Origin of the sequence: Caballeronia sp. LjRoot34 (assembly GCF_964253815.1) — a bacterium.
GTDB lineage: Bacteria > Pseudomonadota > Gammaproteobacteria > Burkholderiales > Burkholderiaceae > Caballeronia.
In genome coordinates this window covers 215,150-230,499 of the sequence record NZ_CAXUSB020000003.1, presented here as the reverse complement: position 1 = coordinate 230,499, position 15,350 = coordinate 215,150, and the positions used below count along the sequence as shown (strand labels likewise).

Annotated in this window: 14 protein-coding genes; 6 read left to right on the top strand and 8 right to left on the bottom strand. The window is 59.8% G+C overall.

Annotation, left to right across the window (positions count from 1 at the left end):
* Positions 1 to 96 precede the first annotated feature (96 nt).
* The 5 genes from ACSQ36_RS32040 to ACSQ36_RS32020 all read right to left on the bottom strand — a co-directional run bounded on the left by ACSQ36_RS32040 (position 97) and on the right by ACSQ36_RS32020 (position 5,447).
* A complete protein-coding gene (locus tag ACSQ36_RS32040) occupies positions 97 to 1,044 on the bottom strand; it encodes a LysR substrate-binding domain-containing protein (protein WP_436185158.1) in 948 nt (315 codons plus the stop codon).
* Positions 1,045 to 1,120: 76 nt separating this feature from the next.
* Positions 1,121 to 2,077 carry a molybdopterin-dependent oxidoreductase gene (locus tag ACSQ36_RS32035; RefSeq protein WP_436185157.1) on the bottom strand — a complete coding sequence of 319 codons (957 nt, stop codon included), beginning with the start codon at positions 2,075 to 2,077 and terminating at the stop codon, positions 1,121 to 1,123.
* 91 nt (positions 2,078 to 2,168) lie between these two features.
* Complete coding sequence (locus ACSQ36_RS32030) at positions 2,169 to 3,212, bottom strand: carbon-nitrogen hydrolase family protein (RefSeq protein WP_436185156.1); 1,044 nt, start codon at positions 3,210 to 3,212, stop codon at positions 2,169 to 2,171.
* Between the two features lie 50 nt (positions 3,213 to 3,262).
* The gene (locus ACSQ36_RS32025) at positions 3,263 to 5,116 is read right to left on the bottom strand and encodes a solute symporter family protein (protein WP_436185155.1); all 1,854 of its coding nucleotides are present in this window, start codon (positions 5,114 to 5,116) and stop codon (positions 3,263 to 3,265) included.
* Positions 5,106 to 5,447 (bottom strand): DUF485 domain-containing protein, encoded by a 342-nt coding sequence (locus ACSQ36_RS32020; RefSeq protein ID WP_436185154.1) that lies wholly within the window; start codon positions 5,445 to 5,447, stop codon positions 5,106 to 5,108. Before ACSQ36_RS32020 ends, ACSQ36_RS32025 begins: the two co-directional genes overlap by 11 nt.
* Positions 5,448 to 5,609: 162 nt before the next feature.
* Between ACSQ36_RS32020 and ACSQ36_RS32015 the strand changes: the two genes are divergently transcribed.
* A complete protein-coding gene (locus ACSQ36_RS32015; protein ID WP_414969123.1) occupies positions 5,610 to 6,503 on the top strand; it encodes a LysR family transcriptional regulator in 894 nt (297 codons plus the stop codon).
* Between the two features lie 86 nt (positions 6,504 to 6,589).
* Here the strand turns inward: ACSQ36_RS32015 and ACSQ36_RS32010 are convergent, their stop codons facing one another.
* Together ACSQ36_RS32010 and ACSQ36_RS32005 are read right to left on the bottom strand one after the other, a co-directional pair.
* The gene (locus tag ACSQ36_RS32010) at positions 6,590 to 8,041 is read right to left on the bottom strand and encodes an NAD-dependent succinate-semialdehyde dehydrogenase (protein ID WP_436185153.1); all 1,452 of its coding nucleotides are present in this window, start codon (positions 8,039 to 8,041) and stop codon (positions 6,590 to 6,592) included.
* A 1-nt stretch (position 8,042) separates the two neighbouring features.
* Positions 8,043 to 8,843: an SDR family NAD(P)-dependent oxidoreductase gene (locus ACSQ36_RS32005; protein WP_436185152.1), complete on the bottom strand. Its 801-nt coding sequence runs from the start codon at positions 8,841 to 8,843 to the stop codon at positions 8,043 to 8,045.
* A gap of 134 nt (positions 8,844 to 8,977) precedes the next feature.
* Here ACSQ36_RS32005 and ACSQ36_RS32000 point away from each other — a divergent pair, with 134 nt between their 5' ends.
* A complete protein-coding gene (locus ACSQ36_RS32000) occupies positions 8,978 to 9,763 on the top strand; it encodes an IclR family transcriptional regulator (RefSeq protein ID WP_436185151.1) in 786 nt (261 codons plus the stop codon).
* A gap of 49 nt (positions 9,764 to 9,812) precedes the next feature.
* Here the strand turns inward: ACSQ36_RS32000 and dgcA are convergent, their stop codons facing one another.
* On the bottom strand, positions 9,813 to 10,802 hold the full coding sequence (dgcA, locus tag ACSQ36_RS31995; RefSeq protein ID WP_436185150.1) for an N-acetyl-D-Glu racemase DgcA: 990 nt from the start codon (positions 10,800 to 10,802) through the stop codon (positions 9,813 to 9,815).
* Between the two features lie 90 nt (positions 10,803 to 10,892).
* Here dgcA and ACSQ36_RS31990 point away from each other — a divergent pair, with 90 nt between their 5' ends.
* The 4 genes from ACSQ36_RS31990 to ACSQ36_RS31975 all read left to right on the top strand — a co-directional run bounded on the left by ACSQ36_RS31990 (position 10,893) and on the right by ACSQ36_RS31975 (position 15,318).
* Entirely contained in the window at positions 10,893 to 11,798 is a 906-nt protein-coding gene (locus ACSQ36_RS31990) for a CoA transferase subunit A (protein ID WP_436185149.1), read from the top strand.
* Positions 11,795 to 12,586, top strand: coding sequence for a CoA-transferase subunit beta (locus ACSQ36_RS31985; RefSeq protein ID WP_436185148.1), 792 nt, complete (start codon positions 11,795 to 11,797; stop codon positions 12,584 to 12,586). The genes ACSQ36_RS31990 and ACSQ36_RS31985 overlap by 4 nt, the downstream gene beginning before the upstream one ends.
* Before the next feature lie 26 nt (positions 12,587 to 12,612).
* A complete protein-coding gene (locus tag ACSQ36_RS31980; protein WP_436185147.1) occupies positions 12,613 to 13,851 on the top strand; it encodes a CaiB/BaiF CoA transferase family protein in 1,239 nt (412 codons plus the stop codon).
* A gap of 129 nt (positions 13,852 to 13,980) precedes the next feature.
* The gene (locus ACSQ36_RS31975; RefSeq protein WP_436185146.1) at positions 13,981 to 15,318 is read left to right on the top strand and encodes an MFS transporter; all 1,338 of its coding nucleotides are present in this window, start codon (positions 13,981 to 13,983) and stop codon (positions 15,316 to 15,318) included.
* The last annotated feature ends 32 nt before the right edge of the window (positions 15,319 to 15,350 follow it).

Below are 15,350 nucleotides of genomic sequence, written 5' to 3'. Positions count from 1 at the left end.
CTCCTTGGGACTTGTGGTCATTGACCGAGGAGAGAAGTGTGGCAGAGCGTGGTTCATCGGGCCAATTCGAAGTAGCGGGATTCGCGATAAGTTTTGCTAATCGGCCTTCCTGTCGCCGGTGGGCAGGAGGAGCTGGCTCAATTGCGTACGACGTGCTTCCTCGATCGCGAGTTCGATGAAATCGAGCACTAGCGGACTACGCTCGTGCTCGCGGAAGAATATCTCCACGGCCAGCGGCTCGAAACCGTCGACCGGACAATGCTCGAGAGAGTCGGGCACCGATGCAAAAACGTAGGCTGCGCTGAGCAGCGAGCCGAGCCCCTGGTCGACCAGGGCGATGCCGACTTGCGATTGCATGGTCTCGTAGACGATAGTCGGCTTGACGTTGGCGTCGGCAAAGCGGGCGAGCACCGAATCGTAGAGCGGTTCGTTGACGGCCCGCGCGGGAACGATCAGTCGCTCACCGGCAAGCTCCTCAATACGCAGACGGGTGCGTTGTGCAAAGCGATGATCGCGACGAACCAGCAGACACCAGCCGGAATCCAGCAGGCGTTCAGAGCCTATGTGCGCCTTTGGGTCCGGTTGCTCGACAGGTACGCCAAAACCTACGTCAATCTCGTCCGTTGCGAGCGCCGCTATTTGCCGCCTCGCGTTCATCTCGTGGCGGACAATATTGACATCGGGGTATAGCGCCTGAAGGCGTATTAGCGCGGGCGGAATAAAAGGCAGGTTGGTGTATTCGACCAGCCCGATCGAAAGTGTGAAGCTTTGCACCTTGCCGGATTCGCGTGCGGCCCGGAGTGTTCTTTCGAGCTGCCCCAGCATCTCTTCAATACCGTCGCGGAGTACTTCCCCGGCAGGGGTGAGCGCGACGCCGCGGGGGCTTCGAATGAACAGCGGGGTGCCGACAAGTTCTTCCAGCTTGGCAATCTGCTGACTCAAGGCGGGTTGCGTTACATAGGCAATATCTGCCGCCCGGCCGAAATGCAGCTCGCGTGCAAGGATTGAAAAGTAGCGAAATTGTCGAAGCTCCAGCGCTTTCATTGTGGGCGGTGAGATGTATTCATGGCTCGATTATTACTCGCCAACGCGCGATGGTGTACGTGCGCCTTGAATATCCTTACGACGGCATAGCATTGTGCGTGGCCGCAGTCGAAATGGCTGTGATCATGATCGAATGTATTTCGTTTCGCGCTGACGATACGGGCTGACCTACGCCGCTAGCATCAAAGCACCGGCATAGAATACGATGTTCGCCTACAAGAAAGGTCCATGAAAGGCTGAAGTGCTGCCAGCTAAAGTCGCGGCGACCGGCATGCTTCGCCACCTTCCAGTTCTCGCCTCCATCCACGCTCACTTCGACGCGCGTGACCCCGGCATCGGACCACGCCCAACCTTCTATATTCGTGGGTTCACCGGCACTCACGACACTCTTGTCCGCGGGCGAGACTATCACGCACTCAGGCGCAACATCCCAGACCGGGCGCGGGCCGGTGGGCGTCGGGTCGTTGTAAAAGCGTGTGGTGTACGACCCAGGCGCACGTCTATCGGCGAGCGTGATCTTGCCCACCCATTTTACGGAGTTCGTGCCGTACCACCCGGGAACGACAAGACGAACCGGACCGCCACGTTCGGCCCGTAGCGGTTTGCCGTTAAGCGCTACAGCGAGAAGAACCTCCGGCGCCAGGGCCTTGTGCAGCGGGAGATCCTTGACGAATGGCTCGTCTTTGATTCCCGCGAACTCGCCCCGTTCAAGTCCTTCGGTCCAGACGTACGCCGCTCCGGGTTGGATACCGCAAAGATCAAGTACGTCGGATAAACGTACGCCACTCCATACCACGTTGCCGACTCGCCGCTTGGCGACCTTGGGCGTAAGCGGGCTGCCAGCGCATTCATGCACCGAATGCACATCGTGTCGCGGCAACGCAAGTATTTCATCGAGCGTTATATTTATTGGATTCGTTACCATGCCGTCGACACGCAACGACCACACTTGCGGATCAACCTCGATCAGCGCCATGTGAGTAACGACGAAGAGCTGCTCATCGTCGGTGACATACTCGGTTAGCGCGTGCACTCCACGGTCGGGGACTCGCAGAAAATACCCTTCATGGGTAACCGTTATTCCGCTGGCACACGGCGCCTCGCGTTGCTTTCCCTGGTCCATATCACTTGAACATCGAATCAGACGTTGCAGCTTCTTTTTCAGCGGACGGAGCAGACGCTACAGCGGCTTGCTCGCGCCACGTGACTGGTTCCTGGCGCGTGCGGTCTACTGTCAGCGAGAACACGTCGAAACGGTTGTAGTAACCCACCACGTCGTGGAATTGCTTGGGCTCCACGCAGCGGTTCAGGTCAAACTCCGCATACGCAATGCCTTCTTCCTCGTGCAAAAGGTCGCCGAGCGGCGCGCCTGTCGGATCGACAAACATCGTCGCCGCGCGCGGCGAGCCGTCCAGTACCGCCGCCGCATTTGGATCGCGTTGGACGAGGAAATCGCGCATGGCTGCATCCATGTAACCCGCGCAGACGATACCGAACGCTTTTGCTTCGAATGAGTGCGCGCCGGCACGCAGCCGGTTTGCCGCAACGTTGTCGTAGTTGATACCGCTGGTGGGCCGGCGTGTCGGCCACAGCGCGGGCCAGCTCGAGATGTGGATCTGTTCACCTTGGGCCATGAGTGTGTAACGCGCAAGCAGGTTGGTGTTCTCGCCGCAAATCAAGCCGCCGATGCGGCCAATACGCGTGTCGGCGACCCGCAGTCCCGCACCGTCGCCTGCAGCCCAGACCAGCTTTTCATAGAACGTCGGCACAAGTTTGCGATGGTGATTGACGACCGATCCACGATCATCGATCAGCACGTTCGAATTCCACAAACAGCCTACGCTTGCGTACGACCGCTCGCTGAAACCCAGCGAGACAAAGATACTGCAACGTTTGGCTTCCGCAGCGATCCGGGCGATTTCGGGACCGTCAACGTAGATGCTTTCGGCGGCAAAGCGTTCGAAGAGATCGTGATTGTCGATTGGCGCCCACAGCGAGGTCCATACGGGAAAAGCGGGTATGAACGCCTCAGGGAAAGCGACCAGTTCTGCCCCATTGCGGCTCGCCTCGCGAATGATGGAAACTGCTTTCTCAACGGTCGCGCGGCGGTCCAGGAATACGGGAGCGGCGTGGACGGCAGCGACTTTGACGACGAGAAGACTCGACATATGTTCAGGCTCGCAATGTAGTTACCAAGCTCTTTAAGAGGGCTATCTGTTCAATGATTGACGGTCGCGGCGCTATGCCATCCGGTCTCGCGCCGTACCACGAGTTCGGCCCAGCGCGACGACGCCAGCGGATCGCGCGTGAAGAGCGAAACCAGCACGACAAGCAGGAAACCCAAAGGAATCGACACAATGCCCGGATTACGAAGCGCGATGAGCGGCTTGTGTAGACCCACGATGCTCGTCGCGTCCGGCGCAATGCTGTGCACCGTCGCTCGTGCCTCGGCCTCCTCGGCAAGCAGCGCGCTACGTTGAGCAACATCCTGCTCGTGCTGCAGGTGCAATGCGATGGCTTCGGCTCGATGCTCGGCGGCCTCACGCACGAGTCCGGGATAGGTCATGTTGGGCGAAACGAGCACGAGCGCGATCGCCGCGAGCGTTCCGATCACAATTCCCGCAAGTACGCCTTGTGTTGTACAGCGCCGCCAGTAGAGCGTCAGTACGAGCGCGGGCAGATTCGCGGAGGCCGCCACCGCATATCCCAGGCCGACGAGTTGGACGACGTTCTGTCCGCGCGCCAAAATGCTGGCGCCAATCGCCACGATACCGACGAACAGCGTCGCGATGCGTGCGGCCACGACCTGCTGACGCTCGCTCGCCTGGCCGCCGTGCAGCGCGCCAACGTAGACATCGTGCGCCAGTGACGAAGCCGCGGCTAGGGTGAGTCCAGCGACCACGGCGACGATCGTGGCGAACGCGACAGCGGCAATGAAAGCGATCATCAGGTCGCCGCCCACGCTGCCCTGGCCGCCCGCTAGTGCTTGAGCCAGCAGCGGCGCGGCGAGATTGCCGCCCTTGTCTAGCGACGTGATGAGCGGAGCCCCGACGAAGTACGCTGCAGCAAAGCCGATCACGACAATGAAGAGATGGCATGTGCCGATGCCGAGCATCGCCCACATGACGGAATGGCGTGCGGCCTTCGCATCCTTTACGGTGAAAAATCGCATCATGATGTGCGGCATCGCGGCGGTGCCAAGCACAAGCGCCAGACCGAGCGAGAGGAGTTCAAGCGGCTGCTTCAGATATAAGCCGGGCTCGAGAAAGCGCCAGCCAAGCGCATCGCCGGTGAGCGACGTTCCCGTGGTCAACGAAGCCACGTGAGCATGAACAAACGGACTTGATACAACGGCTTGCATGAATGCCGGTACGCGAAAGCCAAACGGTATCCACGCGAGCACTACGAGCACGAACGAGGCGCCGATAAGCAGGACAGCCTTGATGACTTGCACCCAGGTCGTCGCGCGCATGCCGCCGCACGCCACGTACACCAACATCAGCAAGCCGACGCTAAGCACTGACACGGTGTAATCGATGCCGACAAGCGTGCTGACGATCACGGCGCCGCCGACCACCTGCGGAATCATGTAGACCAGCGCCACGACTACGCTCGACAACGCGGACACGGCCTTGGTCGAGCGAAAACCGTTGCGCATTGCAAGGACGTCGCCGATTGTGTAGTGGCCGAGGTTGCGACATGGCTCGGCAATGACCAGCAGTACCGGAATGAACGCCGCGAAAAAGCCGACAAGATAGATGATGCCGTCGAATCCATAGAGCGAGATCAGCCCCGAGGCGCCAAGAAACGCCGCTGCGGAAAGATAGTCGCCCGCGATCGCCAAGCCGTTCCTTGCCGGACTGATAGCGCCGCCTGCGGTGTAGAAGTCTCCGGCGGTGCGGTTGCGGCGCGACACAAAGTACGTGATGAGCAGCGTCGACGCAATCACGAGGCCGAATACGAGAAACGTCAGTCCGTGATGCTGGATCACGCCGGCACCGGTTTGCGCGCGTGCGGGGAGGGCGGCGGCCAGCATGCAGGCCGCCGTTGTGAAGCGGACGTCAATACGCATTGCAGTGCTCTCCTGAGAGAACCGGTGCATCGTCCCGCTCGACGAGTCCTTGCGCTTCCCGATCCAGCGCGGCGGTGCGGTGCAGGAATGCCCACGCGATCAGTCCGCCGAGCGGGTATTGCGATACGGCGAATAGCGTGCCCAGATTGAAGCCGTCTGTCACGTGGATACGGAACCAGCCGGGCGCCCACGCGATCAGCGCCGGGATTGCAAAGTAATAAACGGCGGCGATCGTGCCAAGCGTAAGCACGGTGGTCCGACGGCGACGTGCCAGACGCTGGAAGCGCTCGCTTTCAAGCACCGCTTGCCAGGGGATACTGTTATTCGACATAGCTCTCTCCATGTAAAGACGCATGGCGCATTGCAAAGCGCCGCAACTGCGGAAGAGTCTACGGAGTACCCCATGAGGAACGGAACAGGAAAAGAATCTATGGCATGTGCAATTTTGCACAGCGAAAATATTTGCGAATGCAAAATTCATCGGGCGACTTTCATGAACATCAACCGGCTGGCGTGGGACGATTTGCGTATTTTTCTGGCAGTCGCGCGCCATGGGAATTTCTCGCGCGCGGGACGCAGCCTCGGCATGGATCACGCAACCGTCGGCCGGCGTATTTCCGCGCTCGAATTCGCGTTGGAGACGCCTGTTTTCGAGCGCGACCGTATCGGCTGCCGGCTCAATGCGCACGGGCGCGAAATGCTGACGCACGTGGAGGCGATTGAAGCGAATCTGCTCGCGCTTGCCGACATCCTCGAAAACGGTGCGCCGGGACCGGCTGGCCACGTGCGCATCGCAACCATGGAAGGCATCGCATCGCTGTATTTGAGCGACCACTTCGCACGCTTCAAGGAGACCCGGCCCGGCATTTCGATCGAACTGGTGACCTCGTCGCACGATGTGCGCATCTCGCAGCGAGAAGCCGATATTTTTCTCGGTTTCTTCGAGTCGCGCGGCGCCAACCTGGAGACGCTGCGTATAGGGCGCTTCCCGCTGCATCTTTACGCGAGCGCCGAATATCTTGCGCGGCGGGGAACACCTCGTTCGCTTTCGGCTCTGCGCGATCACGCCTTCGTTGGGTATATTGACGATCTTGTTCAGCTCGACGCCGTGCGATGGCTTCACGATGTCATCACCGATCCGGTCATCGACTTCTATTCGAGCAGCATGCTGTCGCAGATGTTCGCTGCGGCGGCGGGGGCCGGGATCGTCATGCTGCCTGCGTTCGCGCGAGCGGAACGCTTCGGCCTCGTGCCTGTGCTCCCTCAACTCGTGGATGTCCATCGCGACGTGTGGATCAGCACACACCAGTATCTGAGACGTGTGCCCCGCATCAACGCCGTAGTGGCTTTCCTCACGCAAATTTTCAGTGCGGATTTCCCAGCGTAGAGCCGAATCAAGGGGGAAAGATCGTTTTCCAGATCAATTTATCAAGCTGCGTGCCCCGCCGTCGATAGCGGCAGAGCACAGCGCGATCAATGCGCGGCGATTGTCACCAGTTCTGGCTGAAGATAGCCGCGCAATGCTTCAAGACCGCCATCCGAGCCGTAACCGCTGTCCTTGACACCACCGAACGGTGTCTCCGCATAGGCGATGGCCGTATGATTGATCCCGAGCATGCCGGTTTGTATGCCCGCTGTAATGCGCGAGATGTCTTTTGCCGAGTCGCTAAATGCGTAGGCGGCGAGTCCGAAGGGAAGGCGGTTTGATTCCGCAATCGCTTCATGGAGGTCGCGGTAGGGCCGTAACAGCGCGATAGGCCCAAACGGCTCCTCGTTCATCAAGGCGCTCTCGCTGTCGAGATCTGCAATCACGGTGGGCTCGAAAAAGAACCCGGGCTTATTGAGCCGTTCGCCGCCCGCGAGGATGGTGGCGCCGTGTTCGCGTGCATCAGTCACCAACCGTTGCATGGCTGCGAGGCGCCGCTCGTTGTTGAGCGGTCCCATTCTCGTGTCAGGTTCCAGGCCGTCGCCGACCTTGACGCTTTTGACCTGATCGAGGAATGCCGAAGTGAATAAATCGTACACCGAATCATCGATCAGGATGCGAGTAGGGGAGATGCAGACTTGCCCGCAGTTCGCGTACTTCGCAAGCGCAATCGATTTCGCCGCGGCTTCGAGATCGGCGCTCGCCGTGACGATCACTGGAGCGTGTCCGCCGAGTTCCATCGTGGTCCGCTTCATATGCAGGCCGGCAAGCGACGCCAACTGTTTGCCGACCGGCACCGAGCCAGTGAACGAGATCTTTTTGATAGCCGGATGCGGAATCAGATACGAAGAAATTTCGGTGGGCAGGCCATATACGACGTTGACAACGCCCCGTGGCACACCTGCGTCGACGAAGCATCGTGCGAGTTCCGACGTGCACACTGGCGCTTCTTCCGGCGGCTTGATGATGATCGAGCAACCTGATGCAAGTGCGGCGGAAATCTTGCGGGCTACCTGGGTTAGTGGAAAATTCCAGGGTGCGAACGAGGCGACCGGCCCGACCGGAACCTGTATGACGTTCTGTTGGATGTTTGGATGCCGGCTCGGTACGATCCGGCCATAGGTGCGCCGTCCCTCTTCGGCAAACCAGTCAATGATCTGCGCTGCCATCTCGGCTTCTATTCGTGATTCGGCCAGCGGTTTTCCCTGCTCGATGGTCATTGCCCGGCTGATAACGTCAGAGCGTTCGCGTAGCAGCGCCGCTGCCGCACGCAACCTTCCCGAGCGCTCGATCGCCGGCTTACAGCGCCAGATTTCAAAGGCGCTTGCCGCAGCTTGTGCGGCCCGCGCCAGGTCGGCTTCGTCGGCGACGGCGACATGGCCAATCAGCGCGTGATTGGCGGGATTGCGGTTTTCGAGCGTACGACCGGTCGATCCGTCCGTCCACTCGCCATCGATGAATAACTTCACGTTCAGAAGAGGCTGGGCATCAAGCGTCATTTCATGCCTCCGCACGTTGTAGTGTGCTGACATGAGTCGGGCTATTGGGACTCGCTGTCAAACCGCCATCAACCACGAATTCCGCGCCGGTAATATGGCGGGCTTCATCGGATGAGAGAAACAGGACCATGCTGGCGATGTCTTCCGGCTCGGCAATCCTTCCTAGCGGACTCACCATCTTGCCGAGGTCGTCCACGGTCGCGCCGGCGACCTGGGCGCCGTACTCCGCTATTCCGGTTCGCACGAAACCGGGATACACCGAGTTCACGCGGACCTGGTCGAATGCATACTCGACTGCTACGGTCTTGCTCATGATTCGCACCGCAGCTTTGCTGGCTGCGTAAGCGGTGCGTCCCGCAATCCCGGTCAGCGCGTTGGTAGACGACATGTTGACGATCGCCCCGCCGCCGGCTGCCGCCATCAACGGCGCGATCGTGCGCATGCCCAGAAATACGCCCTTCGCATTGACGTTCATCATGCGGTCCCAGTCGTCCAGCGTCGTGTTGGCAAGGGCGCGGATCAGATATACTCCGGCGTTATTTACCAGCACGTCGGGCGTTCCAAACGTGTCGACTGTTCGCGCAGCGACCTCTGCCCATTGGGCTTCACATGCGGTATCGAGTTCGAGAAAGCACGCTTGGCCGCCTTCTTTCCCGATCTGAGCGACAACGTCGGCCCCGCCGTCAGCGTTCCTGTCCGTCGCAACGACCTTCGCTCCTTCCGACGCCAGCCGTAGACTGATCGCACGCCCAATCCCAGATGCTGCACCCGTTATGAGAACAACCTTGTCCTTCACGCGCATGAGACTCTCCTGATATCTTCTACCGCTTGAAATAATGGTTCTGTTTTTCATTATATGGTTAAACATACCATAGAATGGGGCGAATGCTTAAGCCCTACGCTCTGCATGGCTTTTCTATCTGGAGGAAACAAGACGTGCCAAAACTCGCAACTGGACAAACGTTGCGGTCAGCCGAGCGAATGCTCGACGTACTGAAGATTTTTTCGACGGACGAGCCTTCGCTGACAGTTGCGGAAATCACCGCAAGACTTGGCCTCGCGCCGAGCACGCTCCGCCGGATCCTCGACATACTGGTGCAGCGCGGGTTCGTCAGGCTTGAACCGCGTAGCGGAAAATACTCACCGTTCGTCGAGATCGTGCGACTTGCTGCGGTGGCGGTGCAGGGTAACGACCTGATCTCGGGCGCAAGCCAGCCGCTTGACGATTTGCGCGACAAGACAGGTGAGAACGTGCAGCTCACTGTGCTGGTCGAGAACGACGTCGTCTTCGTCGACCGCCGGGTGACGAACCAGACGATCAAGATATTCAGCCCCATTGGCTACAGGCGTCCGCCTTGGGACGGCCGTGCATCGGGACAAATACTGCTTGCCTGGCTTGCGCAGCCTCAGCTGAATGCGATGCTGCCGTCTACCGCCGAATGGCGGCCGGGTCAGGCGCCGGCGCTTGCCAGTCCCAAAGCATTCCTGTCGCTGCTTGCCGATGTGCGCAGTAATGGCTACGCAATCAACGACGAATACACGGAACGTGACGTATGGGCCGTTGCCGCGCCCATACGCGACCATACGCGTGAGGTCGTTGCTGCAGTCAGCATCCCGGTACTCAAGTCGCGGGCGACCGATCCCGAGCGCGTACGCGCGCTCATCGATGCAGTAATTGCTGCGGGGCAGGACATCTCGCGAAGGCTCAGCTATTTCGAATGAGTGCATCCGGGCAGCCACCCGGATGCCCGCATACCCACCCGGGTTGGGCTTAAATGGACCAAACCCGGGCGTCCGGGAACAGCGTTGCGCCCTCGTAGCGAAGCGCGGGTTCCTGATCCTCAGCCAGTAGCAGCGGCCCGTCCAGATGCACCACATCTGCTTCCTGGGCAAGCACGATTCCAGGCGCCATCGACAGCGATGACGCCACCATGCATCCCACCATCACCTTCATGCCGGCCGCGCGCGCCGCGCCGGCTAACGCGAGCGCCTCGGTCAAGCCCCCGGTTTTATCCAGTTTGATATTGGCGAACGCGTATTTGTCGCGGATGCCGGCGATTGACTTCAGGTCCCGGCACGACTCGTCGGCGGCCAGCGGGACAGGACTCGCGTAGCCAATCAATGCATCGTCTGCATCGGCGGGCAATGGCTGTTCGAGCAGCTCGACCCCGAGAGCCGCGAATTCCGGCAGGTAAAGGCGCAGGTGATCCGGCGTCCACGACTCGTTCGCATCGGCCATCAGCCTGCATTGAGGGGCCGCTTCGCGAACCGCCCTGACGCGCTCCAGATCTCCGTCGCCTCCCAGCTTGAGTTTCAACAGCGGTAAGTGATTATTGGCGCGGGCTATCCCGGCCATGGCGGGGGCGCTGTCCAGGCTCAGCGTGAAAGCAGTGGTAACCGGCGACAAAGGAGCTTTCAGTCCTGCGAAGCTGGACACTGCGTGACCGCTTATCTTGCTGCGCAAGTCCCATAGCGCGCAATCCAGCGCATTGCGGGCGGACCCCGGTGGAAGCAGCGTCTGCAAACCTTGCAGATCGAGGCCATCGCGCACGGCGTCCGCTACCGAGGCGATCTGCGCCGACACGCCTTGCACAGTCTCGCCGTATCGCGCGTACGGGATGCATTCTCCACGGCCGGTCACACCCCCTTCGGTGATCTGCACGATCACGGCTTCCGCTTGCGTCTTCGAGCCACGGCTGATGCGGAAAACGCCACGGATGGGAAACGTGCGGGGCTCGCAATGCAAAGTCCGGCGATTCATTTTTATCCTCCTCGGATGATTAGAAGACGTTGACAATCGGTTTGTAGAGCCATATTATGGATTCAAAGATCATATTATGGATGAGACAAAATGCGAAAGCATGAATCGATACCCCCATCGAATCCGCAGCGGCGGAGCAAGCTTCGTGAACTCGATGATGCGCTGTCGGTAGTCAAGGCGGGTCATCTCGTCGCCCTTGGCGGACTGTGGTTTCATAACAATCCCAGTGCGGCGGTTCGCGCACTGGCCCGGCGAGGGGCGAAAGACTTGCAGATCGTCGCCGCGCCGCCCTCAAGCTATGCCGTTGACTTGCTGATCGGCGCCGGATGCGTTACCCGCGCCACGGTGGGTCACGTGTCCTTCGAGCACCTTGGATTCGCTCCCAATTTTCGCAGGGCTGCGCAGCAAGGCATGGTCACAATTATCGATGCCGACGAGGCCACCATCCTCGGCGGCCTGATGGCGACAGTGGAACACCTCGATTCGCATCCGGTGACGTCGGTGAAGGGCACGGACATCACGCGTTCGTCTATCGCCCCGCGTAATGGCGCGGGTGTTGTCGCCCCTCTGGCAATGAGTCCGGACGTCTGCATCCTGCACGTTCAGGAGGCGGACATTTACGGTAACGTGCGTGACCTTGGCACGCCGTTCTGTGACCCGCTTTTCGCAAAAGCGTCTAAGCACGTGATTGTCACGGCGGACCTTATTGTCGATAACAGAATTGTGCGCCAGGAGCCGCATCGCACCACTATTCCAGGCTATTTGGTCGATGCCGTGGTTGAGGCGCCCTTTGGCGCTCACCCGTGCTCCAGCCATGGGGTGTATGTGCACGATGAACAGCTGATCAATCAGTACATAGCGGCTGGCGCCGATGTCGCCACGTGGTGGCGAGACTATTTTGAACCCTATGTTAAGGACCCCGAATCGCTTTCGGATTATGTCGAACGGGTCGGTGGTGCTGAGCGGATCCTTAAGCTCGCGGAGGCTGTTCGATGAACACCTGCAGCGTGGACGAATTCATGACGGTTCTGCTGGCGCGCGAGTTGCTCGACGGCGACCTTGCAGTGACTGGCGCAAGCTCGCTGGTACCGGTAGCCGCGTGCATGCTCGCGCAGCAGACGCACGCACCGAACCTGACGCTGATCACACCGGCTGGCGTTGTGAATCCGCAGCCGGGCCGTTTGTATCGATCTGCATCGGATGGGCGGTGGCTGAACGGTGCGGAGGCGGTGGGGACGGCGTATGACCTGTTCGAAATGTCGGAAAACGGCCGTCTTGATGTGATGTTTTATGGCGGCGTGCAGATCGACAAACGCGGCAACATCAATCTGACCGGTACCGGTTATCAGGATTCGGGCCGGCCGCGGTTCCGTGGCCCCGGCCTCGCAAATACATCGTTCGCCGTGGTATCGAAGCGGATCTTGCTCTTCAGCGCAGCCCACACATCGCGCACGTTTGTCGAAAACGTCGAGTATCTGACTGCGGCGGGCCATCTGGATGGCGCCGGGGCGCGTGAAAAGCTTGGCATAACAACCGAGGGCCCCGTGCTGTGCGTTACGCCGTTGGTTACGTTCGACTTCGACGAAGGAAAGTCGATGCGTGTACGGTCAATTCATCCCGGTGTCGACCCGGCGCAAGTCATTGCCAATACCGGTTTCGACTTGCCAGATGGTCCGTGGCCCGAAACGCCCCGCCCAACAATGGAAGAACTCGCCATCTTGCGGAGCCTTGTTGATACAACCGGGGAGCTAACCGGCGGCGACGGCCCTGGACTCTCCAAATAGAACAGTTTTTATTGCAGGTGAAAATCATGAATCAAAAAACCTCCTTGCACGGACTGCGCGTGATCGACTTTACGCGCGTAGTAGCCGGTCCCTATTCGACGTCGATCCTGGGCGATCTCGGCGCTGAAATCATCAAGATCGAACGGCCCGGTACGGGCGACGATAGCCGCGGATGGGGCCCGCCTTTCATCGGTGAAGTGAGTTCGTATTTTCTCGGGCTGAACCGCAATCGACGCAGCGTGGCGATCGATCTGCAAACACCGGAAGGCGTTGAGATAGCCAGGAAGCTGATCGCCGGAGCGGACGTGGTGGTCGAAAGCTTTCGGCCGGGCGTCATGGACCGGCTTGGACTCGGCTACGAAGAGCTTAAAAAAACACAGCCTGGCCTGATTTACTGCGCCATTTCCGCGTTCGGTCAGACGGGACCGTACATGGATCGGCCGGGCTATGATCTGATGATTTCAGCGCTCGGCGGTCTTATGGGCGTGACGGGAAATACAGACGGAGAACCGGTCAAGACGGGTGTCGCATTGATCGACGTATCGACTGGCTTGCATGCGGCGATCGGGGTGCTGGCGGCGTTGCATCACCGCACCCTGACAGGCGAGGGGCAGCGTGTCGATGCGTCCTTGCTCAGCACGGAGCTGGCCATACTCATCAACGTCGCGAGCGAGTATTTGATTGGCGGAAGTATTGCGAAACCCCAAGGTTCGGGGCATGCAAACGTCGCGCCCTATCAAGCGTTTCCAACGGAGGACGGTTGGGTGCTCATGGGTTCGCCGAACGACAAGCTGTTCCGCAAGATGTGCGACGCGCTTGGAAAACCGGAATGGAAGGAAGATCCGCGCTTTCTGACAAACGGCGAACGTGTCAAGCATAAGCCGGAACTCGTTGGCATGATCAGCGCGATCACGCGGACGCATCAAACCGCCTACTGGGTAGACTTGTTATCGGCGACCGGCGCGCCAGTTGCCCCGATCAACAAGATGGATGCGGTATTCGAAGATCCGCAGGTCAAGCATCTGAACCAGGTCTCCCACGTTGAGCATCCGCTCTACGGACGTTATCCAGTCGTCACCTCTGGGTTGCGATTCTCCGAGACGCCGCCGGTCGTCGGCAAGGCGGCACCGCGCCTCGGGGAACATACGCTCGAGGTTTTGACCGAAGAACTTGGCATGTCCGCAGCAGCGATAGACGCACTTATTGAGCGAGGCGTGCTCGAGCACCGCCCGGCAGCAGGGTGTGAAGTTGCTATCGAAAAGTAGCGCCTGCAGTGATCGGGCGTGTAAGCAACGCGCGTCAATTCACTTGTGACTCATGCTGTTCGATGCAAGCATCCATAACAAATAATCTATGACAAAAGTGGTTTCCTTTTTCAGGAAAGAGGTGGAGACATGAGCACGCTGAATAAATCCCTGCCGGGAAGAGTGGAAGATGAACTCGAACAGAGTCTCGCCAAGAGCCCCGCCCGGCGACGGCGAATCGTCATTGGTGCGGGTATCGGAACCGCGATCGAGTACTACGACTTCACCATCTACGCATTTCTTGCGACCACGATAGCGCAAGTGTTCTTTCCGAGATCGGACCCGACCGCCGGTTTGCTCTCAACGTTCGCAATCTTTGCCGCGTCATTTTTGCTCCGGCCGTTCGGCGGCATTGTCATCGGGCATTTGGCAGACCGATTGGGACGTCGCAAGGCACTGACATGGTCGGTCGCCGGCATGGTCGGCGCGAGTGTGCTGATCGGCTTTATTCCGGCATACGAGTCGCTCGGTGTCGCCGCTCCGGTGCTGCTCGTCATGCTGCGTTGCGTTCAGGCATTCTCGGCCGGCGGTGAGCTAGGCACGGCCACCTCCTATGTCGCCGAGCAGTCTCCCATGGGCCGTCGCGGCTATCTGACCGGGTTCGTCAATCTCGGTACAGTCGGAGGTACCTTGCTCGCCTCCTTTACCGTTGCCATGACGCGAGCGCTTGTCCCGGACGTCGACTTCGCGTCGTGGGGATGGCGAGTCCCGTTCATGATCTCGTTACCGCTAGGCATCGTTGCAATGCTAATCCGGCTGCGCATGGAAGAATCGATCGCCTTTGAAGAGATCGCCAAGGAGCATGAGATCAAACGTGCTCCCGCGCTGGGCGTTGTCAAGGCAAGGCCGCTCTCCGTTCTCGTCGTGATCGCGCTTGCGCTCACTTCGAACGCGAGCTATTGGACTGTGTTCACGTATATGAGCACCTTCCTGCAGACTCAGCACGTACTCGACGCGAAAACCGCAGCTTGGACAACAACCGCCACGCTGATTCTTGCGGCTGTCACCATGCCATTCTGGTCCAAGCTCTCGGATCGGGTTGGGCGAAAAGTTGTCATGGCGACCGCGAACGCGCTGTTTGTCATCACCGCCTATCCGCTATTCATGTTGGCCACGCATAGCGCCGCGCTCGGCATCATCGCGCAGTTGGTGCTCGGCCAGATCACGGCATGCTATCTGGCGAATCTGCTGGCAACGCTGGCGGAAACGCTTCCCGCTTCCATGCGTGTCAGCGGGGTTGCGCTCGGCTACAACATCGCATCGATCCTGGCAGGCGGGTCAGCGGGGTACATCGCGACATGGCTAGTCGCCCATACGGGCAATCCGGCATCGCCCGCGTTCTTCCTGATGACGGCGACCGGGATCGCGTTCATTGCGTCTGTGCTGATGCCCGAGACCTCCAATCGGCCGCTCCCGCTCGACGTGTGAGGGGAGCGCGGCGCGATGCAAGAATGAGTCTC

Coding starts and splice junctions, on each gene's coding strand:
- ACSQ36_RS32005 (WP_436185152.1), bottom strand. CDS start 8,843: ATGCGCGTGAAGGACAAGGTTGTTCTCATAACGGGTGCAGCATCTGGG.
- ACSQ36_RS31980 (WP_436185147.1), top strand. CDS start 12,613: ATGAATCAAAAAACCTCCTTGCACGGACTGCGCGTGATCGACTTTACG.
- ACSQ36_RS32040 (WP_436185158.1), bottom strand. CDS start 1,044: ATGAAAGCGCTGGAGCTTCGACAATTTCGCTACTTTTCAATCCTTGCA.
- dgcA (WP_436185150.1), bottom strand. CDS start 10,802: ATGAATCGCCGGACTTTGCATTGCGAGCCCCGCACGTTTCCCATCCGT.
- ACSQ36_RS32025 (WP_436185155.1), bottom strand. CDS start 5,116: ATGCGTATTGACGTCCGCTTCACAACGGCGGCCTGCATGCTGGCCGCC.
- ACSQ36_RS32020 (WP_436185154.1), bottom strand. CDS start 5,447: ATGTCGAATAACAGTATCCCCTGGCAAGCGGTGCTTGAAAGCGAGCGC.
- ACSQ36_RS32010 (WP_436185153.1), bottom strand. CDS start 8,041: ATGACGCTTGATGCCCAGCCTCTTCTGAACGTGAAGTTATTCATCGAT.
- ACSQ36_RS32030 (WP_436185156.1), bottom strand. CDS start 3,212: ATGTCGAGTCTTCTCGTCGTCAAAGTCGCTGCCGTCCACGCCGCTCCC.
- ACSQ36_RS31990 (WP_436185149.1), top strand. CDS start 10,893: ATGCGAAAGCATGAATCGATACCCCCATCGAATCCGCAGCGGCGGAGC.
- ACSQ36_RS32015 (WP_414969123.1), top strand. CDS start 5,610: ATGAACATCAACCGGCTGGCGTGGGACGATTTGCGTATTTTTCTGGCA.
- ACSQ36_RS31985 (WP_436185148.1), top strand. CDS start 11,795: ATGAACACCTGCAGCGTGGACGAATTCATGACGGTTCTGCTGGCGCGC.
- ACSQ36_RS31975 (WP_436185146.1), top strand. CDS start 13,981: ATGAGCACGCTGAATAAATCCCTGCCGGGAAGAGTGGAAGATGAACTC.